The following is a 25749-nucleotide window of genomic DNA, read 5'->3' as shown; positions in this document are numbered from 1 at the left end:
AACAAAAAAGCCAGACATTATGTCTGGCTTCTTAGTCTTCAATCCTGTCAAAATAGGTGTTTTATCATCCGAAGCAGTACCCAAGTATTCCCTTCCACGACGCGCGTTTTCGTTTGGCTTTCATCGCATTCAAACCCTAGCGACCGATAACAATGAACCGCTGAGTGATTTTGTTCAAACACCGCCAAACTTACGATGGCAACATCGCTGTTTTCTCTGGCAACGCCAAGTGCGAGAGAGACAAGCTGTTTCCCCCACCCTTTTCCTCGGTTGTCATTGTCAGCAACCAGCACTCGGCACAAACGGCGTTCGTGGCGGGATACCTTATACAGTTCAACGTATCCCACCGCCTTGTGCTCATGTACCAACAAGAATGCGCTTATTTCTGGTTTGGCAAGATGCGCCTTTACTTGTAATTCCGTTAACGGGAATTCAAATGTTGGCCCTCCCCAAAGTACATTTTGCTCCGCACTCTGGATCCAGCCACACAATAGTGGTGCATCTTCGCCAGTAAATGGGACTAAAAGCATTACGCGGGTTTTTCCTCGCTCGGCGTGTCGCCACCATGATCGGAATCGTCGGAAAAATCATCGAGATAGTTTTTCGGCGGCGGCGTCCATTCACGCTCAGTCATGCTATGCCTGTCCATTCGGTCTTCCCCCATGGCGTCTCGAATGGTTTCTTCCAGCTGAATAAACAAACTTACATAATTCGCGTCATAGGATTTTTTCTCGTCACCACCTTTCCATGTTTCGAACAAGGTTTCTGAACTCTCCTGCTCTATACGATGGAACGTTGCTTTTTGTTGTTCAACCAAGAATGGATGTACACCAAGCGATCTTAACGCCTCTCCCCCCATGGCGAGGGCAGAGCGGTAGGTTTCCTTAATGACGTAATCAGCACCTACATGACGAAGCATATAGGCATGTCCACGGTCAAAGGCACGCGCCAATATTTTCACATTGGGGTATGTATGTTTAACATGTTTCACCAACTCGGTGGCCGCATCTTGGTTGTCCATTGAAACAATCAACAAAGCGGCATCTTCAATGCCCGCGGTATGAAGCAAGTCTGGTCGTGTTGCATCACCAAAGAAGCTTTTCACGTTAATTCTTCTCAAGTTCTCAACTTGCGTGGCTTCATGATCAAGCACGACAGTTTTCACGCCGTTTGCCGTCAACAGGCGGTTTACTACCTGACCAAAGCGACCAACGCCTGCAATAATAACGGTTCCCTGCTCGTCGATTTCATCGGGCTCTCTATCATTAGAAGCTTTTTCATAGCGCGGCAAAATCACCTTGTCATACAGAATAAACAGACCCGGCGTCAGGAACATCGACAAAGCCACGACCAACGACAGTAATTGAGCCAGTTCTGTTGGGATGACATGATTTTGTGTTGAGAAGCTCAAAAGCACAAAGCCAAACTCACCCGCTTGCGCCAGGCTAAGTGCGAATAACCAGCGTGCCGAGCCTTTTATTTTGAAAATGAATGAAAGCAGCAACAGTACCAATGCCTTCAGCACCATCAGACCAAGGGTCAATCCAATGATGACGAAGAAGTCATTGAACAAAATGCCAAAGTTAATCCCTGCCCCTACCGTGATGAAAAACAGCCCCAGCAGTAGCCCTTTGAACGGTTCAATGTTCGATTCTAATTCATGGCGGAATTCACTGTTAGCCAGCACGACGCCCGCAAGGAAGGTACCCAATGCTGGAGAAAGGCCGACCAAGCTCATTAAGGCCGCGATACCAATCACCAACATCAATGCCGTGGCTGTGAAAATTTCACGAAGGCCCGAACTCGCCACGAATCGGAACAGCGGACGGCTGAGATAGTGGCCGCCAACAACAACACTTGCGATGGCTGCGGTTATCACCAACCCTAAAGCCCAACCGGGAAGCCCTGCCACCAAGCTTAATTGCTCATGATGTTCCGCTGCACTTTCCGCAGCAGACTGTGCTTTCGTTACCAATTCGGGCAAAGCAAGAAGCGGAATGAACGCCAACATTGGGATCACAGCAATATCTTGGAAAAGCAGCACAGAGAACGCACTGCGGCCACCTTCTGTCTTCGTAAGGTGCTTCTCGTTGAACGTTTGAAGGACGATAGCGGTAGAAGAGAGCGCAAAGATCATCCCTATCGCTAAAGCGACACTCCATTGCTGGCTTAGGGCAATGGAAATCCCCATGACTGCGGCAGCAGTGATACCTAGCTGCAGCCCACCTAGCCCCAGCAGTTTGTTTCTCATTGACCAGAGCATTTTAGGCTCCAATTCAAGGCCAACGAGGAACAGCATCATCACGACACCAAATTCCGCAAAATGCTGAATCGTAGTCGTTTCATCACCTACCAGACCGACGACCGGACCAATAACCACGCCAGCAATTAGGTAACCGAGTACTGATCCTAACCCGAGCCTTTTTGCGATTGGCACTGCAATGACGGCTGCAATAAGATAGATAAAGGCTTGAAGAAATAACCCTGTCATGCCACACCTTCCTTCAATACCAAATGGATGTTCGCTGACGTAATTTTTTCTCTTTTCGCCAGCAAATCTGTATCAACGGCATCCGCAACAAATGCTTCTAGTAACGTTTTGTAGCTTTCGGTATGGCGCTCGACTTTGCCTTCTTCAACCGCAGTCCGTGAGCCAAAAAGCGCAAACGGTGCCAGATAGTGCATGCCAGTCAGATTCGCCATTTGCTCAAGTGGGTGCAGGAGTTCTCTGATTTTGAAATGGTTAAAACCATCGGCTTTATAAGCTTCCTCTTTGCCCCCTGCCGTGATGGCACAGAGAAATTGCTTTCCATGAAGTGCTTTACCTTTAGAGCCGTAGGCAAAGCCATATTCCAGCACCAGATCCTGCCACTCTTTCAAGATCGATGGCGTCGAATACCAATACAGCGGAAACTGAAAAATAATGACATCGTGCTCGACAAGACGCGTTTGTTCACGGTCAATATCTATATGATAAGTGGGATATTCAGCATAGAGGTCGACTACCGTGACACCTTCTACCTGTTTTGCGACATGAAAAAGCGGCGCATTGACTTCAGAGCGCCGCTGGGAGGGGTGCGCAAATAGCACCAGCACTTTCTTTGATTCGTTTGCCATGATGATCCTTTATTATTTCGGCAGACCTTAGCGTTGTTAAACACCGTACTTCTCTGTCCAATCTTTTAATTTTTCCAATATACAAAGTGCTGAGCGGCCAAAATCTGTGATTTCATAACTTACAGCGATCGGTCTGGTACTCAAGACGTTGCGCCGAACCAAACCTATCGCTTCCATTTCCTTCAGACGTTGGTCGACCATTTTTTTACTGGCTCCACCAAGTTGACGGCAAAGATCATTAAATCTCACCGGCTCATCCTTTAGATGCCAAAGGATTGATGCTTTCCATTTCCCACCAAGAATTCGCATTCCCCTTTCTATTGGACAAAGCTCTAAGCAGACTTTCTTTGGGCTTTCTTTCACCTCACCAATCCTTGCGCCATCTTGCTTTGACATACTCGACCACTAGGTTACTAAAAGTATACTGGTTGACAGTTGTAACCAATTGTAACAAGGTGAAAGTGCACTTTTCAACCAAGCTAATTCAGTAAAACGGAATGTACTCATAATAAATGGTCGGTATTTTTATCTTTTCTCAGATGAAAGAATTAGTGATACCTAAAGGTAAGTGAAAGGAGAGTCATAATGGTTAAGACAAACAAACTCGCAGCAGGCAGTGAGTTTCCTACCATCACGTTGAATGCATTAGATGGTTCGCTGCACACGCTGGGCAGTCCAAGGGAAGGGGCAACGTGGCAAATGGTAGTGATCTACCGTGGCAGACATTGCCCTATGTGCACCCGCTACCTTAATCAGCTAGAAGCGTTTAAAGAAAAACTGGCCGAAATTGGGATTGATATCATCGCCGCCTCTGGCGACAGCAATGCACAGCTTGAAGAGCACTTAACCAAATTGGACGTATCGTTCCCCTTTGTTTACGGAGTAAGTGAAAGCCAAATGAAAGAAATGGGCCTGTACATTTCCATTCCTCGCTCTGAGCAAGAAACCGACCACCATTTCTCAGAACCGGGTATGTTTGTGATCAACGAACAAGGCACGGTTCAGGTCGTCGATATCTCAAACAATCCGTTTGTTCGTCCCGACATAGAAACGCTGGTTAACGGACTCACATGGATTCGAAATCCAGATAACAATTACCCAATTCGCGGAACGGCACCCTATTGAGTGAATCTGGGCGTGATCTGTTTCAACTAAAAAGCCCCACAATTGCGGGGGCTTTTTCTTGTTTATCATCGAGTTACCTTGTCGTACTGGTAAACAGTAACTTAATACCGAATGCGAGCATCACCGTTCCTAATACTCTGTCCACCCAATGACCGATTTTCTTAAACTTCGCCTGAACCGTGGGCTTAGAAAGCACCATCGCAACTGCGCCAAACCATACCAATTGAATGAACATCATCCATACGCCGAGCAGCACGAGCTCACTGACTGGCATTTCTGGTGACAACACGAGCGTAAAGACGGATAAAAAATACAGCGGTGCCTTAGGGTTCAACGCATTACACACAAACCCCATGCCAATGAGCTTCATTGTTGAGTGGGGTTTTACTGTCGTGTTTTGGTCGTTATCACCCACCGCCGCTTTGCTGCGAATGCCTTTCCAACCCAAGTAAATCAAGTATGCTGCCGCCAAATATTTCATCACGCTCAGCACTATCGATGATTCACTGATCACTGTCGCAAGGCCAACGGAAGAATAGATAATGTGAATAGAAAGACCGAGTGCAATACCAAGGCTAACGAGAAGACCAGCGCGGCGCCCATGCACCAGCGATTGTTGTGACACCATCACAAAGTCAGGACCCGGTGAGGCCGCCCCTAACAAATGCACCAAAGTCAGCGTTAAGAACGCTTGGTAAAATTCCATTTCACTTCCCCTTCTTCACGATGTTACAAAGGTGTTATGCTGGTAATCCAAATGAAATTCAAGGCCGTAAGATAACTTGTTTTCATTCACAAGGATCTACGAGATGAAGTTCACACTTTTTTACGACGGAAGCTGCCCATTGTGCGTTGCGGAAATGGGAAAGCTGCGAGAATTGAACAAACAAGGCATGCTTGGCTTTGAGGATATTCTTGCACCGGATTTCTCGGACAGATATCCAGAAATTGATGTGAAAAAAGCTAACCAAATCCTCCATGGATACACTAACGATGGTAGGTTGCTGCTGGGACTTGATGCGACGCACCGAGCATGGAGCCTAGTAGGCAAGAAGCCTTGGATTGGGCTGCTAAGGATTCCTGTTGTTCGCTGGTTTGCAGACAAGCTTTATCTCTTTTTTGCACGCAACCGCTACGCCATCTCTTACCTGTTTACGGGCAAAACACGATGCCAAAATGGCGTTTGCTCAAACAGCACTCAAAAGCCTAAATAGTTCATCTATCCAAACTCGCTGAATCGTGTATCTTCAGGTGATTCCGGTATATTCACGCTCAACAAATTGCTGAATTTTATACAAATATCATTATTATTTGTGCGCAGCTTCAATGTATTGATGCTGCGAATATCACGCAATCACTATTGACAGTAAAATCAAAATCTTAATGTTTAGATTGAAACAAATTGAAGTTCAGTTTGTTGATTTTCTCGCTAGATATTTAAAAAGACATAATGATTATTACTGACACACTCACACCCGCTGCGTTTTTACCCACCATCGCTGTAGGCTCAGCCCTGTCCTTCGAACTGAAATACAAAGATAAGATCAGTGCATTCTCGGGTCCTTCCAAATTAATTGGCTTTCGAGATAAAAAATATATTCTTCTCGAAACACCGTCTGACCCGGAACTTAGCAAGCTATTGAATGACCCTTCTGGTTTGCAAGTCGTTGTAAAAGGACTGAACTGTTCACGCTTTGGCGAGATTTTTGTTTTCAAGACTCACATACTCAGCGTCATGCACCGACCCGAGAAAATGTTGGCTGTGGCCTTGCCTGATGTGGTGAATATTCACCGTATGAGGAAATTTGCCCGCTACACCATCTCCCGTATCGTTCAGCTTGAAATTGATGGACGAAATACGCTGGCAAAGCTCGCCGATTTTTCCCTTGGGGGATGTGCGATTCGTACCGCAGCAAACCTATTTGTTGATCAAGGCGAAGTCCTTCGCGTCGTGATCAACTCCTTATTCCACGAACCCGTCTGCTTTGATGGGGTTGTTGCGTCTGTAAGTAGTCATGGAGAAGGCATTCAACTCGGTATCCAGTTCAATGAAACCGCCACTGATGCGCTTAAGAACACGCTGGGAAGACTCATCGTTCAGGCTGATCATATCTCAGAAGCAACCGCATCGGTGACAACCTCATCAACGACTGAAACGGCAGCATCTGTAGGAGCGTAGACCGCGAAAATACGTTACATTCTGTTGAGAATACGCAGCTATTTGCAAACAGGATGAACCATGCAAAATGAATTCGTGGCTGATGGCATACTCTTCCGTCAGCATTCCTTTGAGTTGCCACTGGATTATTCCCAGCCAAACAATGCGCAGATTAACGTCGTCGCCCGTGAAGTGGTGGAATTAAATCAAGATCACACAGCACTTCCTTGGCTGGTTTACTTTCAAGGCGGCCCAGGATTTCCTTCACCCAGACCTGATACGAGTAATGGGTGGTTAAAACGCGCCTTAAAAGATTACCGTGTACTGCTTCTCGATCAACGCGGCACTGGCCTAAGTACGCCCCTGACCTTGCAAACGCTCGGACATTTAAACGCTGAAGAACAAGCAGATTACATCGCACATTTTCGGGCCGATAATATCGTTCGTGATGCCGAAGCCATCCGAGAAAACCTCGGGATTAAAAACTGGGCAATTCTTGGTCAAAGCTTTGGTGGGTTCTGTTCGCTCACCTATCTTTCTTTCTATCCCAACAGCCTTAGCCGTGTATTTATTACAGGTGGCGTGCCTTCAATAACACGGCATGCCGACGATGTTTATCGCGCCACCTATCAACGGGTTCTGGACAAGAATGCTGCTTTTTTTCAGCGATTTCCCACCGCGCAACAGTGCTGTCAGGAAATCGCAGATTATTTATCCAACCATGACGTTTTTCTACCGAATGGGCAAAGGTTTACGGTTGAACAATTCCAGCAAATTGGCATTAATCTCGGCCGCAGTGGTGCCAACCTCCCTATGTACTACTTGCTGGAAGATGCATTTGTAGATACGCACGAAGGTAAGATACTAAGCCATGCGTTCTTGCTCGCGATGCTTAATGAACAAAGTTATCAGACAAACCCAATTTACGCGTTTTTACACGAACCGATATACAACCAGAACGAAGCATCTCATTGGTCAGCGCACCGTGTCCGTAACACCGAATTCCCGCAGTTTAACTATCGCCAAGGTGCGCCTTTCCTCTTTACGGGTGAGATGGTTTACCCTTGGATGTTTGACCAAATGGCCACGCTGTTGCCGTTAAAAGAAGCGGCAGAACATCTAGCCTCCAAGCAAGATTGGCCTGCGTTGTATGACGGCCAAGCACTTGCTAACAACACGGTACCTGTTGCGTGTGCCGTTTATGCTGATGATATGTATGTTGAGATGGATTATTCAAAAGAGACTTTGCGAGGGTTGGCTAATAGCCGCGCGTGGATAACCAACGAGTACGAACATAACGGGCTTAGAGCTGACGGAGAACGCATTTTAGCTCGCTTGATCAGCATGGCTGATGACATCGCCCATCTGCCTGAAAACCGCTAATACGTCCAAAATCGGCTCAGGTGCTAAAGCCTGAGCCACCATTCTTTTTGTCGTACCTGTCTTTTATCGTGCCTGCAACTTAACTATTACCAACTAGGGACCAAGCGTAAACGTCCCCGCTTTCCAGCATTTCAATTTTCACCAATGACTGCTGATTTTGGCAGATAAGTGCCATGACTTCCGCAAACGGGATCGCCTCAATATCAAAGCAGGTCATATAAAGTTTCTTTTTCGTTTTCGAAGCAAGATCGATAAGCAGAAAAAGGTCATCGCTTCGCAACGTGTGCGCATCAATCGCGGTGATAAAAGGGCAGTCTCGCGACGCAATTTCTGCCCACTCTTCTTCCGTGATTGCGGGGTTTCCACCACTGTATGCTTTGCTCGCCTTGTTAACGTCAATAGAGATCTCATGATCACCGTATTGTTGAACAATGAACTCCGTTTTTCCCGAACGATGCGGCCCTACCACTATCGCCACGTCATGCGTGTCTAAGTGCGGCTGCATTTCAATCCATTTCATTCTTTTCCCTATGTGTATCTAACGTGGACTCATGTATAGAAAATTTGGAACTTCAGCACGAAATCAATGTGTTACGCAATTTCCTATAGAGGACTCACTTTAACAGATAACGGCTAGTTGTTTGGGTATATATCAAAACAACTCTCTCACTTTTCATCAGTACTTTAGTTCAGCACTCTCGCCCGAAAAAATTAGACACAAAAAAGCACACAAACTTGTAACAAAACCCATATTTAGGCAAAGTTAACACTGTTTTTCAGAGACTTTAATTTGCGCCTCTTAAAATAAACAAATTCTTTATTGGCAATGAGTTAAAGACAAAATAACAACAATGAAACTCATGTTTTATTACCCTAGCATATCTCTGAAGAAGCTGATTGATTTTATCCTAGGTTTATCACTTTACAATTGGCCCATTCGCTATACAATCGCGCATCCTCCACCGCTTTTTCTCTCAGGTATTACTCGATGAATCCGACACGTTATGGCAACGTGATGGCGGCGATCGCCTTCGTTCTTTGGGGCTCGCTACCACTTTATTATCAATTTCTGCCAGATGCGGCCATGGGCGAGCTTTTGGCGTTCAGGATTGCGGCTTCCGTGCCGTTCCTCATCATTTTGTTGCAGTTGAGAAAGGGACATTCTCCAAACTGGCAAACTTTGGTTGCGGATAAAAAGTCCTTTTTCTTCGCCACGATTGCGTCTATCGCCATGTGTATTTCTTGGACTGCCTTTACTTGGGCGATGACCAATGATCGTGTGCTTGATGCGAGTCTAGGGTTTTTCATCAATCCACTGCTTGTTATCGCTTTGGGTGTTATCGCTTTCAAAGAAAAACTCTCATTGGGCCAATACGCCGCTGTCGTTTTTGGTGCGTTAGGGCTGAGTTACCAGATCTGGCAGTACGGCGAAATTCCCGTCGCCGCAATTCTGATGGCGGTATTTTTTGCGATGTATGGCTGGAGTAAGCGTTACGTAAAATACGACGCGATTTCGAGCTTGTTCGTCGAAGCCATTGTTCTTCTTCCATTTGCAGCTATTTACCTCGCCTATAAAATGGCGACAGGCACCAGCCAAGCAATGTCAGGTGACACCACAACACTGCTGCTTTATATCGGCTCGGCACCCATTACCTTGCTGCCTTTGTTTTTCTTCTCAGAAGCAGTTAAGCACGCGAAGATGTCGATGGTTGGCCTGATGCAATACATCGAACCTAGCCTTCAATTTTTGCTTGCGGTTATCGTGTTTGGTGAAGCGTTCGACAGTGTGAAAACGGTGAGTTTTGGCCTGATTTGGCTAGGCCTCGCAATTACTATCCTTGAGAGTTTGGTAAGAGTGAAACCGAAGCCAGATTTACCACAGCACTAAACACGCCATTCAGCGGTCAGTTCAGAGAACGCTCTCGACTGGCCGCAATCTCCCCGCCCAACTCGTGACACTAAATACCTGCGTTCATATAAACCTCATCCGCTTCAGCAACAAAACCTCCAAAGCAATAACCACTAAAAGCGCAATACAGAAAGCCGTAAATGCCAACGGATTATTAATACCTGGCATTCCGCCGATGTTCACACCAAGCAGCCCCGTGAAAAAACCTGCTGGCAGGAAAATACCGGCCACTACCGAAAACAAATACGTATTTCTGTTCATCACCTCTGATTGTTTTTGATTTAAGCTGGCTTGATAGAGGTTGATTTGGTCGATGTAAAATTCAATCGATTCATTGATGCGAGAGATGGTGTCCAAGCAGTTCTTTACGTGATTCTTTTGCTGTTTCAATACAGGTAAGCGGGCGTTAATAAGATCATCAAACGCATAGCCTTGCGGCTTCAAATAACGACGTAACCGCAGCAACCGAGAATAGAGTTGATTCAGCTCTTGCGGCGTAATCGTCGATTCGTCATCTAGCTCATCAATGGTGTCTTCCACCGGGTCGAGAAAGTCAGAAATTATCTCATTTACGCCGCTGAACATCCCCATAAGTAGGGAAGGTAAATCTTTGGGTCCCTCTCCAGTTTCCAGCTTTTCGATCAGTGTCGAAACGGCCTTTGACGGGACTTTTCGGGTTGAAATCATTGCGCCGTTAAACCAAAGAATTCTCAAACTCATCATATCGTCCGGATCCGAGCCTTCATTCATGTTGATACTGCGCAAGATGATCAGGAAGCAATCATCGCTAAACTGCTCAAATCGAGGTCGTGTGTCATCCGCCAATAAGGAATCGATGATGGCCTCAGGAATTTGATTTTGAGCCAACCACTCCCGCCCCCCTTCACCATCGCGTTGGCAATGAAACCAGTTTCCTTTTTTGATATGTACGGGCTTCAGGTCATGTTGTTGTGCCGTACCCGATGAAAAATCCCAACTTGATACAATAAAGTCGCTCATGTTCCGCCTCTGTGTCCGTCAGTCGCTATGGAAGCTAACATGGTAGAAAACGACGAATAAATCCAACCTAAAGCGGTGTTTGCCGCGAAGACGAGACAAAAAAAGGGTGCCTCCTGGCACCCTTTCTCACTTCATTGTTAGCTAGTCATCCAACTCAACCAACTTGGTTGAACCACCGTGGTGTTTCTCGCGAAGGCGTTGAATCATCGCGAAGAAGCCAGGGATCAAGAAGGTACCTGCGAGCAACACGAACAGCAGACCACCCGTCAGGGAAATACCCAAAGAGTTCTGGCTGATGTGGCCTGCACCACTTGCGAAAATCAGTGGCAAGATACCGAGAATGAACGACCAAGATGTCATGTTCACAGCGCGGAAGCGAAGCTTACCGCCTTCAACCGCAGCGTCATTGATAGAGAGCAGTTTCTCTTCACGCTCATACTTGCCAAACTCAACGATAAGGATGGCGTTTTTCGCTGCTAGCGCAATGAGTAGAACCAGACCTATCTGTGCATACAGGTTCAACGGTGTTCCCGTCATCGCAAGTGCAATAAACGAGCCCAAGGTCGCGACTGGAACCACAAGTATGATCGCCAGTGGGATACTCCAACTCTCATACTGCGCCACCATAAACAGGTAGATAAAGACAAGAGCCATCGCAAACGCGTAGATTGCCAGATTGCCTGCTTGCTTCTCCTGATAAGCCATACCGGTCCACTCGAACTGGTAGCCTTGTGGCAGCATTTCGGCTGCAACACGTTCCATGGCAGCAATCGCATCACCCGACGAATAGCCTGGAGCTGGTGAGCCTTGGATTACCGCTGAACGATACATGTTGTAACGCCATGCGACATCAGGCTCAAACACTTGTTCAACATCGATCAAGGTGCTGAGCGGGATCATATCGCCTGTTGTTGAACGAACATGGAAGCGACCCAACGAATCCAGATCATTGCGGTAGTCTGCGTCCGCTTGAATAGTCACGCGGTAGTTCTTACCGAACAGCGAGAAGTCGTTAATGTACATGCCCGCAAGATTACCTTGCAGCGTGGTAAAGATTTCAGAGAGCGGGATGCCCAACTGCTTCGCTTTTTCACGGTCTACATCAATGTAGAAGTGCGGAACATTGGCACGGAAGGTGCTGAACGTTCGCCCAATTTCTGGCTGTTCATTCGCTTTTACCATGATCTGCTGCATCAGCATTGCCAAATCACTTCGGCTGCGACCCAAGGTATCTTCCAGTACAAACTCAAAGCCCGATGCCGCACCCATGCCCGGTACCGCTGGCGGTCCCATTGCAAACACAACCGCTTCTGGAAGCTGCATTGCCGCAGCACCGTTGATACGGTTAGTGATGGAGAATGCGTCGTGCTTCCCTTCAAGCTCTTGACGGGTTTCCCAATCCTTTAGCTTGATAAACATGGATGCACCATTCGATGCCGCTGCGCCAGTCAAGAACGCAAAACCATTCGCAACGGTTGCAGCTTCAACACCCGGCTCGCTGGTCACTATCTGAGTCAACTTGCGGGTTACTTCTTCCGTACGAGACAAAGATGCGGCATCAGGTAACTGAATGTTTACCAGAAGCACACCTTTATCTTCCTGCGGTACAAAACCGGTCGATGTGGTTTTAGCAAAGTAACCTGCTGCGCCCACTGCGATAACAAATAAGGCCCCCAAAACCAGCGTCTTGCGAACAAGGAACCCTGCTGCAGAACCGTATTTGTTTGTGACGGCTTCTAAGCCTTTATTAAAGGTTTTGAACCAACGTGCATGGTTATCACTGCCTTGTTTTAACACCAAGGTGCACAGTGCAGGAGATAGGGTCAAAGCATTGATTGCGGACAGAAGTACAGAGATACAAATCGTCAGTGCAAACTGGCTGTACATGATCCCTGTAATCCCCGGCAACATTGCCACCGGAAGAAACACGGCGAACAGTACCAATGTTGACGTAATGATAGGTCCCGTCACTTCCTTCATTGCAATTAAGGTGGCTTGCCTTGGCGTCAATGAGGGGTCTTTTTCCATATTGGTATCGACGTTTTCAATAACGAGGATAGCGTCATCTACCACGATACCGATAGCAAGGATCAAACCAAATAGTGTCACCGTGTTGATGGTAAACCCTGCCGCCAACATGATGGCAAAGGTACCAATTAACGACACTGGAATCGCGACAACTGGGATCAGTGTGGAGCGGAAACTGCCCAAGAATAGGTAGGTAACCGCAATAACCAAAATTACCGCTTCGATTAACGTTTTGGCTACGCCCTTTATAGACTCAGATACAAACAGGGTTGTGTCGTAGCTTGCCTCATAGGCCAAGCCTTCTGGGAAGTTGTGCGACAGGTCCTCCAAACGCTCCATGATCAAGCCACCGCTTTCCAATGCGTTCGCATCAGATTGCAGGTTCAGGATCACGATAGACGCTGGGCGGTCTCGATACTTACCATTACCGGAGTAGAACTTACGACCGAGAGAAATATCCGCGATGTCTTTCAGGTAAACCATGGTGCCGTCGGCATTTGCGCGAACAACGACGTTTTCAAACTCTTCCACCGAGCCAAGACGGCCTTGTGTTACTAGCTTAAATGTCATCTCTTGAACGCTGTTGAACGGCGGTGCACCAATATCACCCGCCGCAACCTGCACGTTCTGCTCTGCCAACACAGAGCGCACGTCAGACGTCGTGATACCTAGGTTTGCCATTTTTTCTGGGTTTAGCCAAACACGCATCGCGTATTCACCACCACCCACAACGTTAACCTCACTGATGCCTTTTACGCGCGCTAACTGATCTTTGATATTCAAATTGATGTAGTTAACAAGGAACTGGTCATCATACTTCCCTTCTGGAGAGTAGAAGTTCAGTACCATCAAGAGGTCTGGCGAACGCTTTTTAACCGTCACACCCACCTGACGAACTTCTGGCGGAAGTTTTGACTCGATCTGAGCAACACGGTTTTGAACGTTAACCTGAGCCATATCGGGGTCGGTACCGATATCAAAGGTTACATTCAGGCTGTAAGAACCGTCATTGGCACTTTTAGAAGACATGTAAATCATGTTTTCTACGCCGTTGACCGATGTCTCTATCGGGTCAGCCAGTGCTTGCTCAACAACTTCAGCACTCGCACCTGAATAAAGTGCAGAAACATTGACGGACGGAGGACTAATTCGAGGGTATTCCGCTACCGGCAGGTTCATCATTGCGATAGCACCCGCCAAGGTCAGAATAATTGAGATAACCAACGCGAACTTAGGTCGCTGGATAAAGAAACGACTCAGCATATGCGTTACGCCCCTTCACCTTGAAGGCGAACTGTCATGCCATTGCGCACGCGTTGTAAGCCCTTGGTAAGTACCTGTTCATTTTCATTCAGGCCCTTGCGAACGATGATCCCATCGTCGGTTTGCTCACCCAGAATCACATTACGGCGTTCAACCTTATTGCCATCTTTCAGCACCATGACAAAATCGCCTTCTAAATCAGTTTGAACTGATAGGCGTGGAATAACGATGCTTGGTAGTGGCTTTTTATCTTTTACGATAACTTCAACATATTGACCGGGTAGCAAGCGATGCTCTGGGTTAGGGAAGCTTGCGCGTAAACCAATGGTGCCCGTTTTTATGTCGATACGGTTACCGAGGTAATCAATGTTACCAACGTGGTCGTAGTCGTAGCCTTTACCTAAACGCAGATACACTTCAACCGCGCCACCGCGGCCTTTACCACTGCCAGATACCAAGTCTGCCCCCATTTCCAAGCGCTGCTTTTCACTCATAGAGAATGACGCTTGCATTGGGTCCAAACTTACGATGGTCGTCAAAGTGCCTGTAGAGGGCGAAACCAGATCACCCAAACTTGCATTGCTCTCACTGATTCGTCCGGTGAACGGCGCAACAATCGTGGTATGAGACAAATCAAGTTCAGCGGCTTTTAATTGTGCATCTGCGGATTTCACCAATGCCTCTGCTTGCAGTTTAACCGCTGTCAGTCGGTCAAACTCAGACTGGCTGATACCCCCACGTGGCAACAAATCTTGGCCACGCGCGTAATCTAGGTTTGCATTGTGAAGACCCGCTTCTGCTTGAGAAACGGCAGCTTGAGCACTGGCTACTTTTGCTTCATATAGCGAAGGGTCGATTTTATAAAGCAATTGACCTTTTTCGACCAACTGCCCTTCCTTGAAATAACGCATTTTCAAGTAGCCAGAAACTTGAGGAACGATACCCACATCTTCAACCGCTTCTGTACGTCCAACGAACGTTTGAATAGGCTGATAGTCAATCACTTCTGCAGCCTGAATGCTGACAAGAGGAACAAAAGATTTATTTTGAGGTGCTTGATCGTTTCCGCAACCAGCTAATAGAACGGCGCTAATAAGCGCAGGAAGCATTAACTTCCGGTTAATCATGGTGTTCTCCTTCCCTAAAACACGAAGCTTCGAGCTAAACGCAGTAGGAACAAAAAAGGGCGATAAAAGTTCGTATATATTGACCTAGCGACGAAAAGATTTGTTTGCACTTTCAGAGCGTTGAGCAAATATCAGACACCCAAACCCACTTACCGCATGATCGCAGCTAGTATGCATGGGATTCCTTTCTGTTAGCTGTACAACGTTATAAAATTCGGCCTCTTGGAAACCATTCAATAACAGTCGCGAAAAGAAGCTGAACAAACGAAGACTTAATGCCTAACCTGCTGTATCTGATACTGGTAAGCCCCTGACTACCGACTTGTACGCCGTTCGCATTCCGTTATGCAGACAAACCATCATCAAAAAAATATTTTCTTTTACTAATCAGTGTTATGCACGCACATTGTTTCACGTACATGTCATGCGCCTAAAAAATGCGCCAATGGTTAACTACACTTTTCTTAGTTAAGCCCTGAATAAACAGAAAATTAACAACAAGAAGCGTGTATCAAGGTAGACGATATGAAGGCTGTAAAATTAATCACTCAAATGCTGCTATCACTGATCCTGTTTGTCCCAATGCTTGCGTCTGCGCAAGCAGTTAAAGGTTCGCACCTAAAAGTTTTTATTCCGAGTCTTCCCTATATCTATATTTCCCACTCAATCAATGCTGCTTTGCTAAAACCTGCCAACAATGAACAAGGCTGGGAGTACGACATGGCGGTCTCACACCGCAAAGTTGACGACACAACCTACGAGTTTGATCTACGTCGTGGCGTCAAATTTCAAGATGGCTCTCCCTTCAATGCCGATGCGGTTTTGATGAATATGAACTATTTCAAAAAGGCCCCATTCCTGTTCACGAAAATCGATTCCGTTTTTGATTACGCAGAAAAAGTGGATGACTACACGGTAAGGTTTCACCTTAAAGAGAAGTACGGGCAGTTTCTCAACGATGCCATTTGGATTCAGTTCTACACGCGTCCGTATTTAGAAAAGTTCGGTTGGAATGGTAAGCCGACCTGCCCCAACTTGGCTGAAGCTGGTCCTTACGGCTTAGGACCTTACATTCTGAAGGAAGGCTATATCGAAGGGGATCGACAAACGCCCAAAGCAGTATTGGTTGCCAACCCTAATTACTGGAACCCTGAATACCCAAAAATTGAAAAAGTGACGGTTTATACAGAGCTAGACAGTAACGTCGCGATTGAAATGGCCCTAGACAGAGAAGGTGAGCTCGACATAATGCCAATCCCTGTTTCAGAAAAGGATCGCGTCGCCTCATCTCGGTACTCTAAGCTGGTCACCGCACCGTCTACAGACAACATCGCCATTCATATCAATATGCGCACGGGCAATGAAAAGCTACTGGACAAAGATGTTCGTGTGGCTCTGAACAAAGCCATCGATCAGCGCAGATTGCTCAATAAATATTACAACGGGGAAGGACAAATCAGTCCTACTCTGGCGGCTCCGCTTTACCCTGGCGTAGACAAAGTCGTTAAGAACCTGAAAGCCTATTCTGAAGTACAAGACCCCAAATCAATCCGCGAGGATTTGAAAAAGACCCTTAATGGGTTGGAGCTCAACGTTTATACCCAAGACCGATTCATGCACATCTGGAAGGGAATTGATCGCGACCTCCGCAAGGTCGGGGTAAAACTCAACTTCGATATCACATCGAGTGAAAAAGATGTGTTTGGCCAGCTTCTCAGCACCAATGCAAAGAAAAACACTAAAGAATGGGACTTGCTGGTTTGGGGGGACGACGACTGGTACTACAACCATCCTTGGTCAGCCTTCCTCGTTTACCGTACGCATAATTATTGGAGCACCATTTTTCCTGACAGCCAACTCGATGGCTATATCGAAGATATGTTCCGCGAGTCAGTCGGTACGCCAGAGTTCGACGTAGTATCTGAAAAAATCATGAGACATGTTTATAACAGCGGGTACATGCTATTTGTCCCTACGCCCAACAAAGTATTGGCCGTGAATAAAAACGTCAGTTATTCCCCCTACCGTATGGCGAACATGCCACTGTGGGAAATAGAAGTCTCTCCAGACCACTGGTCGCTGCAATAGAGACTCTGGCTCTACCTTTTGCTTTGACACTAACGTATCAGAAGGGCTCTACCCTTTCTGACATGCGTGACGATAAGGGTGAACAATGTTTGGAAAACTGAAGTCAAAACTGCTGCTTATTTTTCTAGTTATCGGCGTACTGCCAATTATGGTCGTTGGATACCTCGCCCTAAGTAAAACAAGCGAAGCCCTTCAACAACAAGCATTTGCACAGCTCGTCAGTATGCGCGAAGTGAAGAAAACGCAAATTGAAACCTATTTCGCTCGTGCCTTCAATGACGTTCAAATACTGTCGGGAAGTGAAGATGCAAAGCAAATTCAAAAGCTTATGCAGTTTTATGCGGTCGATGAAGAGATTGGCGTCAACGATGAATTTCTCATAGACACCTACGAATACAAAGAAATATGGGATACGCACGGAAAAACGCTCTCCGATTACGTCCACGTGTATGGTTACGCTGACGTATTCATTATCCAGGCTAACTCAGGCCAGGTCGTTTATACCGCAAATAAGAAAGGGGATCTTGGCGCGAACCTCAACACCGGGGCGTTGAAGAATAGTCCACTCGCTGCCGTATTTAATAAGGTACTCAAAACACAGGATGTCGCTTCGCAGGACTACCAACGTTACGCAGCAAATGACAACAAGCCCGCTTCTTTTATCGCTAGCCCAATAAAAGATCTCATAGGAAATACCCTTGCTGTCGCCGTGCTTGAGCTTTCATTTGATGAAATGAACCGCATCATGTTGCAGCGAACAGGTATGCGAGAAACCGGTGAAACCTATCTGGTTGGGCCCGATTTTCTGATGCGTTCTGACTCCTACCTTGCTCCCGAAACGCACTCTGTGCTCGCTTCATTTGAAAATCCAAAGATTGGTAGGTTAGAAACTTCCGCATCTCAAAACGCATTAGCTGGGAAGACCGCTTTCGATATTATTCCCGATTATCGCGGTATACCCGTGCTCTCAGCGTATACACCGATTCAGTTTGGTGACAACAATTGGGCGCTCATTGCCGAAATTGATGAGGCTGAAGCGTTCGACTCCATCAGCAGTTTAAAAAACCTCGTACTCATTGTTCTCGTTGTTGGGGTCATCATTATTTCGATTGTCGCCTTGCTGGTAACACGCTCGGTGACCAAACCGGTTCAAGACTTAACTGAACAACTGAAAGACGTTGCGGTGAACAGCGATTTTTCAACGCGCGTAGAAGTGAAGAGTAATGACGAAATCGGTCAGTCTGCCCGTGCATTCAATACACTGATGGACAGTATGCAAGCCGCAATAGGTGAAATTCGCAAGGTAATGGAAGGCCTAGCAGACGGTGATTTCAGTAACCGAATTGAGTCAGAATACAGTGGTGATTTGCATCTTATTAAGCAAGCAACAAACACTTCGCTAGAAAACATCGAAGAGTCTGAATCTATTAAAGCGAACCTTGAGTGCGAATCAAAACGTCAGGCAGAAGAAAACGCCCGTGTCAGACAAGCACTTGATAATGTCTCGACTAACACGATGATTGCTGACCGAAATTACGACATCATCTATCTGAACCGTTCTTCTAGGGAACTCATGTCAGACGCCAGAGAGGATTTCGCCACGCTTGTTCCGAATTTTGACCCCGAAAATATCCTCGGTCAAAATATCGATTTCTTCCATAGAAACCCGAATCATCAGCGGCATATCCTCGATCACCTGCACGGTACACATCACGTCGAATTGCCCGTAGGTAGCCGTATCATGGCCGTCGCTGTCAGTGCCATTATTGATGATGACGGAGAGCGGATTGGCTCTGTGATTGAATGGACAGACCGAACTGCAGAAGTGGCGATAGAGCGAGATATTGATGGGGTCGTTGACGCAGCTTCCCGAGGTGACTTCTCTAAACAACTGTCACTTGAAGGAAAGCAGGGGTTCTTGCTTAACCTCGCGCAAGGCCTCAATACATTGACAACCAATACAGATGCAGCGTTGGCGGATGTCCAACGCATCTTAGGCGCAATGGCCAGTGGTGATCTGACCGAGCGAATTGAGAAAAACTATGTAGGACGATTCGGACAACTCAAATCAGACACCAATTCCACCATCGAAAAACTCACGCAGGTGATCAGCGATATCCGTCGTGCCTCCGCAACAATATCTAATTCATCCAATGAAATAGCCTCGGGTAATCGGGACTTAAGTCAACGAACAGAAGATCAGGCAACATCGCTTCAAGAAACCGCCGCGAGCATGGAAAGCATGACAGATACGGTGAAACAAAGTGCTGATAATGCCGTACTCGCGAATAAGTTAAGTGAGGAAGCCCGATCGAAAGCCCGTGAAGGCGGCAGTGTCGTAATGCGCACTATCACCGCCATGGATCAAATCAGCGGTGCCAGTAACAAGATCTCAGACATAATTGGTGTGATTGATGAAATTGCTTTCCAAACCAATTTGCTGGCTCTGAATGCGGCCGTAGAAGCCGCCCGTGCTGGCGAGCAAGGACGCGGCTTTGCGGTAGTTGCAGGCGAAGTAAGAAGTCTGGCGCAGCGCTCTGCGGAAGCGGCAAAAGAGATCAAAGAACTTATCCGCGACACAAACAAAAAAGTGGAAGACGGTGCTGAACTCGTGAGTGAGTCGGGCGATACGCTGCAGGAAATCGTCAACATGGTTGAAGAAGTCGGCATTAAAATGGCTGAAATCAGTGAAGCGGCACAAGAACAAAGCTCAGGCATCGAACAGGTCAATATCGCCATTGCGAGAATGGACACCATGACGCAGCAAAACGCCGCGTTGGTGGAACAGGCTGCTACAGCAGGTGAAAGCATGCTTTCACAGTCTCAAGACATGAGCGTGATGATGGAGTTCTTTACCGTTGCGGAAGTGACGGAAGCGATAAAGTCTCCCGTCTTCAAAAACACCAAAAGCACGAAGAAAGTCGGCGCAAAGAAAGTGCGTCGCGCTCCTCCTCCGGAGGAAGATGAAATTGAATGGGATGAGTTTTAACGACAAAAAAGGGGAGCATCAGCTCCCCTTCAATTTTCTGATTAGGCGGGTACCAAATCAGGTGTTTGAGTTGCACTGCGCTGTTTCAGAATATGATGCCACATGACAGGAAGTACAATCGACGCCAATACAACGTTAGATAACGGCATAGACATCCAAACGCCATTTAGTCCATAAAGTTTTGGCATCACGGCTAAGAACGGCAGCTGAATGAACATATTGCCCAACGAAATCGCCAGTGATGTCCCTCCCTTGCCCACCGATAAAAAGTACATTGACGCCAATATAATCAATCCATCTAGGTACATTGCGGAGAGGTGAATACGAATACCTGTCGTTGCTTCTTCAATCAGCGAATCGTTACCCGAATTAAACATACCAATGACAAAATCTGGGAACACATTGAGTACGGCTAACCAAAAAACACCGGCCGCTAACGATACGATTGTCGCCAGTTTTGCCACTTTCACGATGTTATTGTATTGCTTTGCGCCATGGTAGAAGCTCACTTGCGGCTGCATACCTTCCGCAATGCCTTCTGCCACTACGTAGTAAAGCGTCATTAAATAACCAACAACGGCAAACGCAGCGACGCTGACATTGGAGCCATACTCAGCAAACAGCTTGTTGTGAAACGCCACAAGCACGCCGTAGTACATGAACATCGCAAGCGAAGAGCTACCCAATACCACTGTCTGTTTGGCATCACTAATGCTGCTTCGTAGAGGGTGTTTAAATATCTCAAGGTAGGAGTGCTTTGACACCAAATACCCCAACGCCATGACAATGCTCATTAGTTGGGCGACGACAGTACCGATAGCTGCACCTTCAAGCCCCCAGCCAAGCACACCAATAAACACATAGTTCATTGCTATATTGGTCAAAGCACCTGCAACCATCATGCTCGTGGCAACAATTGGACTGTCATCATTTCGAATAAGAAACGGCAGGGCTGACGCCGCGACTGTCGCGATCGAACCAAAAATGAAAACGCTCAGGTAATCATTCGCAAAGCCTTCAGCGAGGCCCGTAACACCCTGAACATGAACCAGAGTTTTACCAAAAAGAAGAATGTAAATGGATGACAATGCACCAAAAACCGCCGTCAACAATAAACCCGTTGTCATAGCTTTGCGTGCTGCCACGAGTTTCCCTTCCCCGCGATAGATAGAAATAAGGCTACCCGCCCCCATTCCAATCATTAAGCCAGAGCCGCCAATGATTGAAATGACAGGCCACGCAATGTTTATCGCTTCTAGTCCTTCCGCACCGACGAAGTGGCCAATAAAGATCCCGTCAACCAAGTAATACAGGCCGTTTACGATCATGGCTGCAATCGCGGGAATGGTGAAACGCCAAAACGTTTTGGTTATTGAAGCAGTAGGATTTACATCAAGGGTGTGCATATAAAGTGTCGTATAGAAAAATCTCGCGATATTATCTTCAGATTCCAGATAGAATAAAGATTATAATCATCCTAAATTCGGATAGGTAACGAAACGATGCAGTGGACTCTTGAACAGCTCAAAGCGTTTGTAGAAGCGGCGGACAGCGGATCTTTCTCTGCTGCGGCAAGAAAATTGGGAAAGGCACAGTCTCGCGTCAGCACCGCCATTGCAAATCTTGAAATAGATTTAGGGTTTGAGCTTTTTGACCGCTCAGCAAAACTCCCTGTTTTGACAGAGGCAGGTCAGGAGATGCTGATCGACGCCAAAGCCATATTGCAGCAATGCCAACGCATGAATGCGCGAGCAATGGCAGTGACTGAAGGTGACCCTGTTGCCTTCACCGTCGCGATCGATGAAGCGGTGCCAATGCAGACCTTCGAAATGCTATTTGAAATGTTGGCAGACACCTTCCCTGACCTTAAGCTCACGATCCTTAATGGTTCGCAAGACGACATCGCGACCTGGGTGAAGGATGAACGCGCTGACATTGGCTTCATCTTCCGTGTTAAGCCGATGAAAGAAACACTAGATTGGTATGACGTAACGACGGTCAACCAAGTACTGATTGCAGCAAATGATCACCCGCTCGCGAAGATTCAACACCCAAGAGAAGACGATTTAGTTAACTACCGCCAACTCGCTATCGTCGACAGCTTAGGTGTATCAAGAGAATTGCCAATATCCCCAAGATACTGGTACGTAGACAGCTATTTCTACATCTCCAATATGGTAATGCGTGGCGTTGGTTGGGCCTTTGTTCCTCAACATATTGCACAAATGGACTGGGTAGATGGCTCGGTGAAAGTCCTCTCGACCAGTGAACTGTCCAGCCCACCATTGCTCACGTTGAGTGCCATCAAACGCAAGGCTAGAGGATGGGACAAAGTCATGCAGTGGATTGATAGCAAACTCACGACCCTGTTTCCTGAGCCATAAAAAAAGCACCCAATGGGTGCTTTTCTATTATTCGTCGTCGTAGGGCTGTAATTTGACACCTTCAAGCAAATAGCCAGCCTGAGCAATGTCGTGAGACACAGTTTGCGTTTTCAGCGTACCTACCACATAAACAACGTCCCACAACTCCTGAACAGGGGCACCTTTATCAAACTTCACGTAGACGATTTGATTCGGCGGTGGTGGGGGAACATGAATGCATGCCCCAAAAAATGGGACCAATAAAAACTCGGTCACCCTATTCGCATCACCTTCCAGAGGAATAACAAACCCCGGGATTCTCACCTCACTGTTGTTAAGTTCAGGACGAACTTTGCCAACCATACTTTGCAATGGCTGATCATTGTTATGATCGATCACGGGCATACCACGATCATTAAATTGATTACGTTCTGATTCTGGGATCAAATCCATCCAATCCAATGTCAGCGCATCTTCAGCAAGCACCAATGTCGGCAAACAAAGGGTCAGTAATAAAAACCATTTTTTCATATTAAATCCGTATGGTCATTCCGTCAGAAAGAGACTGACGGTAAGCACGAAGTGCCGGGACACACCCAACAACAAATCCAGCCACCAGCACAATGCTTAATAGCATCCATTCATATTGGGTCAAAAATCCGAACGAAAGTTGCAATCCATATTGGCTGAGTACAAACGGGGATACCATCTCTACCAGTAAAAACAGTACTACGACACCCGCCACGATACCACATAGCGTCAGAAGTAAGGCTTCACTTACCAACAAAAGGAATACATGCAGCGGCCTGGCCCCTACCGCCCGTAGAATCGCCATTTCACGTCGTCTTTCGTTTAAGCTTGTTAGCAAGCTCGAAAGCATGCCCAACAACCCCGCTACCACCACAAACCCTGACACTACCAACAGTGCTTGCTCTGCTACTGACATCAACCCCCACAATTCATGCAAGGCGATGCCAGGCATAATCGCAGTCAGTGGCTCTGCTTTGTATTCGTTAATGGTTCGCTGCAATGCAAACGTTTGTATACGGCTTTTCAATCCCACTAAGACTGCTGTGATTTGCTTAGGCTGAAGCAAGCTCACATCAATATCTTCTGCGTTAACTTTCGCACCGAAGTTTGCCCCACTCTCCCAGCCTATATGAATCGCTTCAATCGCGGGAAGAGAGACATGGACACTGCGATCCACGGGTGTACCTGTTGGCGCAAGAATGCCAGTGATCACAAAGGGTAGGTTGTCATGTCGACTGAATTTCCTGTCTGCCAAACCGTGCGCAATAACAACCTGATCACCCAGCTTATAACCCAATTTCTTCGCGACTTCTGAGCCAATAACCGTATCAAACAAACCCTCAAAAGGTTTTCCTTCCTTAAAGGTGAGAGCTTGTTTTTTGCCGTATTTGTAATGCTCAAAATAGGCATCTGTTGTTCCCAAGACACGAAATCCTCGGTGTGAATCTCCTAAAGAAATCGGAATAGACCACGCAACTGAAGGGTGTTTTTGGATGTCCTCTGCACTTCGCCAGTCGATATTGTTCGTTGCATTCCCAATACGAAACACAGAATAAAGCAACAGGTTCACCTGCCCAGAACGGGCCCCCACGATGAGATCGGTGCCTGAAATGGTATTAGCAAAACTGTCTTTTGCTTGCGTTCTCACCCGTTCGACACCAATCAACAACGCCACTGAAACCGCGACAGTGAAAACAGTAAGCAATGCGGTGGCTTTTCGGTTCTTGAGACTTTGGATGGCCAATTTAAAAATGGTCATGCCGCATCCACTCCCAATCCGCTTGCAGCGTTGATATCACTCAACGCGACACTGCGATCAAAATGTGATTCCAGTGAGTGGTCGTGACTCACAAATAGCAACGATGCCCCTGCCTTCTCACACTCTTTCATTAACAAAGAAACAAACGTATTTCTTGAATCAAAGTCCAGTGCTGACGTCGGCTCATCAGCCAACACCAAGGCAGGCTTTCCAATCAAGGCTCTTGCAGCCGCAGCACGTTGCTGCTGACCGATACTTAACGACGTCACTGGCTGATGTAAGCACGCTTCAGGCAGCGCCAATCCCAATAAGAGCCTTTTGGCCTCGCCTTCGATATTCCCTCCCGCTTTCTGGGCACGAGATGAGGAAAAACGGCATGGCAAAATGACGTTGTCGATGACTGACAGATAAGGAAGCAAGTTAAACTGTTGAAAGATATAGCCCAGATTATCGGCCCTGAAAGCATCTCGTTCAGCGTTTTTCAATTGGGTAATATCGGTATCTAACATCCTCAACTGACCAGATTCCGCCACATTAATGCCAGAAACCAAGCTAAGCAGCGTTGACTTTCCACTTCCGCTGGCACCTTTGAGAAACACTTTTTCGCCTTTCCCAACCGCAACGTTCGCGATATCAATTTGCCACTCGTCCTGACCTGGCCACCTGAAACGCAAGTTTTCAATTTGCATCATAAAGATAAACAATGGCCTCACTAAGAGGCCTCCAATCAGAATGTAAACGAACGTGCAGCAGGAGAAAGATCGCCAGCAACCACACCTTTATCAGTCAATGCCTGAACGGTAATCTTCTCAGTATTACCGAATGTATCGAACCAATCTGTCGTTACCGTCTTTATTTCAGAAGGGTGACGACAATTAAAGGTGTACTGCGCCGAAAACTCGCCATGCGATGACTCTTTTCCATGGTCATCGTGGTGCTCATGTCCTGCATGATTGTCATGGTCATCGTGATGTTTATCATGGCTATCGTGGTCGTCATGATGTTCATCATGACCATGCTCACTGTGGTCATGGCCCTCATGCTCATCGTGCTCTTCCATCAGCGTTTGTGTCACATTGTGTTCACTTAGCTTACAGCCCGCTGATTTGTTAATTGAAAACAAGCCTGCGACTGCTTCCAGCTTTTCTTCCGCTTCATGAATCAAGTGCGCTTGTTCTTTGTTCTCTGGTGCATGTTCAAAGCCTACGATATCTGCACCTGGTGCCGTGATTTCTACCATCAGCAAATCACCATCCTGCGCAATGTGCCACTCAACCACACCATGTTGGTGCGCATCATGCTGGCGATGAGACGTGTCCTCTGCTGACACTACCGCTGCCATACCCAAAGAAATCGCACTTAGGGCTACTAATCCTACTTTTTTCATAAATACTCCAAAAAAATTAATACG

At 46.9% G+C, this 25749-nt stretch carries 22 protein-coding genes; 8 read left to right on the top strand and 14 right to left on the bottom strand.

Features of this window, described 5'->3' with window-relative positions:
• Positions 1–47: 47 nt before the first annotated feature.
• Genes LRP49_RS03560 through LRP49_RS03545 form a run of 4 tightly spaced genes read right to left on the bottom strand, consistent with a single transcriptional unit; the run spans position 48 to position 3513 of the window.
• Positions 48–530, bottom strand: a complete 483-nt coding sequence (locus LRP49_RS03560) for a GNAT family N-acetyltransferase (protein WP_274140279.1) — start codon at positions 528–530, stop codon at positions 48–50.
• Complete coding sequence (locus LRP49_RS03555; protein WP_274140277.1) at positions 530–2491, bottom strand: monovalent cation:proton antiporter-2 (CPA2) family protein; 1962 nt, start codon at positions 2489–2491, stop codon at positions 530–532. The genes LRP49_RS03560 and LRP49_RS03555 overlap by 1 nt, the downstream gene beginning before the upstream one ends.
• Positions 2488–3117 (bottom strand): NAD(P)H-dependent oxidoreductase, encoded by a 630-nt coding sequence (locus LRP49_RS03550; RefSeq protein WP_274140275.1) that lies wholly within the window; start codon positions 3115–3117, stop codon positions 2488–2490. The genes LRP49_RS03555 and LRP49_RS03550 overlap by 4 nt, the downstream gene beginning before the upstream one ends.
• 36 nt (positions 3118–3153) lie before the next feature.
• The gene (locus LRP49_RS03545) at positions 3154–3513 is read right to left on the bottom strand and encodes a winged helix-turn-helix transcriptional regulator (protein WP_274140273.1); all 360 of its coding nucleotides are present in this window, start codon (positions 3511–3513) and stop codon (positions 3154–3156) included.
• 189 nt (positions 3514–3702) lie between these two features.
• On the opposite strand from LRP49_RS03545, the gene LRP49_RS03540 reads away from it, so the two are divergent.
• Positions 3703–4242, top strand: a complete 540-nt coding sequence (locus LRP49_RS03540; RefSeq protein WP_274140271.1) for a redoxin family protein — start codon at positions 3703–3705, stop codon at positions 4240–4242.
• A 73-nt stretch (positions 4243–4315) separates the two neighbouring features.
• Here LRP49_RS03540 and LRP49_RS03535 read toward each other — a convergent pair whose 3' ends face one another.
• On the bottom strand, positions 4316–4948 hold the full coding sequence (locus tag LRP49_RS03535; protein WP_274140269.1) for a LysE family translocator: 633 nt from the start codon (positions 4946–4948) through the stop codon (positions 4316–4318).
• 103 nt (positions 4949–5051) lie between these two features.
• Between LRP49_RS03535 and LRP49_RS03530 the strand changes: the two genes are divergently transcribed.
• From LRP49_RS03530 to LRP49_RS03520, 3 genes are all read left to right on the top strand, one after another.
• Positions 5052–5456, top strand: coding sequence for a thiol-disulfide oxidoreductase DCC family protein (locus LRP49_RS03530; protein ID WP_274140268.1), 405 nt, complete (start codon positions 5052–5054; stop codon positions 5454–5456).
• Between the two features lie 236 nt (positions 5457–5692).
• Positions 5693–6421, top strand: a complete 729-nt coding sequence (locus LRP49_RS03525) for a PilZ domain-containing protein (RefSeq protein ID WP_274140266.1) — start codon at positions 5693–5695, stop codon at positions 6419–6421.
• A gap of 60 nt (positions 6422–6481) precedes the next feature.
• Entirely contained in the window at positions 6482–7783 is a 1302-nt protein-coding gene (locus LRP49_RS03520; RefSeq protein ID WP_274140264.1) for an alpha/beta fold hydrolase, read from the top strand.
• A gap of 79 nt (positions 7784–7862) precedes the next feature.
• On the opposite strand, the gene LRP49_RS03515 is transcribed toward LRP49_RS03520, so the two are convergent.
• Positions 7863–8303 (bottom strand): hypothetical protein, encoded by a 441-nt coding sequence (locus tag LRP49_RS03515; RefSeq protein ID WP_274140263.1) that lies wholly within the window; start codon positions 8301–8303, stop codon positions 7863–7865.
• 468 nt (positions 8304–8771) lie between these two features.
• On the opposite strand from LRP49_RS03515, the gene rarD reads away from it, so the two are divergent.
• Positions 8772–9671 (top strand): EamA family transporter RarD, encoded by a 900-nt coding sequence (gene rarD / locus LRP49_RS03510; RefSeq protein ID WP_274140262.1) that lies wholly within the window; start codon positions 8772–8774, stop codon positions 9669–9671.
• 84 nt (positions 9672–9755) lie between these two features.
• On the opposite strand, the gene LRP49_RS03505 is transcribed toward rarD, so the two are convergent.
• From LRP49_RS03505 to LRP49_RS03495, 3 genes are all read right to left on the bottom strand, one after another.
• Positions 9756–10691 carry a CorA family divalent cation transporter gene (locus LRP49_RS03505; RefSeq protein WP_274140261.1) on the bottom strand — a complete coding sequence of 312 codons (936 nt, stop codon included), beginning with the start codon at positions 10689–10691 and terminating at the stop codon, positions 9756–9758.
• Between the two features lie 141 nt (positions 10692–10832).
• Positions 10833–13982 (bottom strand): efflux RND transporter permease subunit, encoded by a 3150-nt coding sequence (locus LRP49_RS03500; RefSeq protein ID WP_274140259.1) that lies wholly within the window; start codon positions 13980–13982, stop codon positions 10833–10835.
• 5 nt (positions 13983–13987) lie between these two features.
• Entirely contained in the window at positions 13988–15109 is a 1122-nt protein-coding gene (locus LRP49_RS03495; RefSeq protein WP_274140257.1) for an efflux RND transporter periplasmic adaptor subunit, read from the bottom strand.
• 525 nt (positions 15110–15634) lie between these two features.
• On the opposite strand from LRP49_RS03495, the gene LRP49_RS03490 reads away from it, so the two are divergent.
• Positions 15635–17197, top strand: a complete 1563-nt coding sequence (locus LRP49_RS03490; RefSeq protein ID WP_274140255.1) for an ABC transporter substrate-binding protein — start codon at positions 15635–15637, stop codon at positions 17195–17197.
• Between the two features lie 85 nt (positions 17198–17282).
• Positions 17283–20186, top strand: a complete 2904-nt coding sequence (locus LRP49_RS03485; RefSeq protein ID WP_274140253.1) for a methyl-accepting chemotaxis protein — start codon at positions 17283–17285, stop codon at positions 20184–20186.
• Positions 20187–20227: 41 nt separating this feature from the next.
• On the opposite strand, the gene LRP49_RS03480 is transcribed toward LRP49_RS03485, so the two are convergent.
• On the bottom strand, positions 20228–21592 hold the full coding sequence (locus LRP49_RS03480) for an MATE family efflux transporter (RefSeq protein ID WP_274140252.1): 1365 nt from the start codon (positions 21590–21592) through the stop codon (positions 20228–20230).
• Positions 21593–21688: 96 nt separating this feature from the next.
• Here LRP49_RS03480 and LRP49_RS03475 point away from each other — a divergent pair, with 96 nt between their 5' ends.
• Positions 21689–22570, top strand: a complete 882-nt coding sequence (locus LRP49_RS03475; protein WP_274140251.1) for a LysR family transcriptional regulator — start codon at positions 21689–21691, stop codon at positions 22568–22570.
• Between the two features lie 27 nt (positions 22571–22597).
• On the opposite strand, the gene LRP49_RS03470 is transcribed toward LRP49_RS03475, so the two are convergent.
• Genes LRP49_RS03470 through zrgA form a run of 4 tightly spaced genes read right to left on the bottom strand, consistent with a single transcriptional unit; the run spans position 22598 to position 25725 of the window.
• The gene (locus LRP49_RS03470; protein ID WP_274140250.1) at positions 22598–23080 is read right to left on the bottom strand and encodes a DUF3299 domain-containing protein; all 483 of its coding nucleotides are present in this window, start codon (positions 23078–23080) and stop codon (positions 22598–22600) included.
• 1 nt (position 23081) lies between these two features.
• A complete protein-coding gene (locus tag LRP49_RS03465; protein WP_274140249.1) occupies positions 23082–24338 on the bottom strand; it encodes an ABC transporter permease in 1257 nt (418 codons plus the stop codon).
• Positions 24335–25030, bottom strand: a complete 696-nt coding sequence (locus tag LRP49_RS03460) for an ATP-binding cassette domain-containing protein (RefSeq protein WP_274140248.1) — start codon at positions 25028–25030, stop codon at positions 24335–24337. Before LRP49_RS03460 ends, LRP49_RS03465 begins: the two co-directional genes overlap by 4 nt.
• A gap of 35 nt (positions 25031–25065) precedes the next feature.
• Positions 25066–25725: a zinc uptake protein ZrgA gene (zrgA, locus tag LRP49_RS03455; protein ID WP_274140246.1), complete on the bottom strand. Its 660-nt coding sequence runs from the start codon at positions 25723–25725 to the stop codon at positions 25066–25068.
• Positions 25726–25749: the final 24 nt, after the last annotated feature.

It is taken from the genome of Enterovibrio qingdaonensis, from assembly GCF_028683135.1.
In the GTDB taxonomy this organism is placed as follows: domain Bacteria; phylum Pseudomonadota; class Gammaproteobacteria; order Enterobacterales; family Vibrionaceae; genus Enterovibrio; species Enterovibrio qingdaonensis.
Note: the sequence above shows the minus strand (reverse complement) of the source record. Positions and strands in the feature narration are given on the sequence as shown.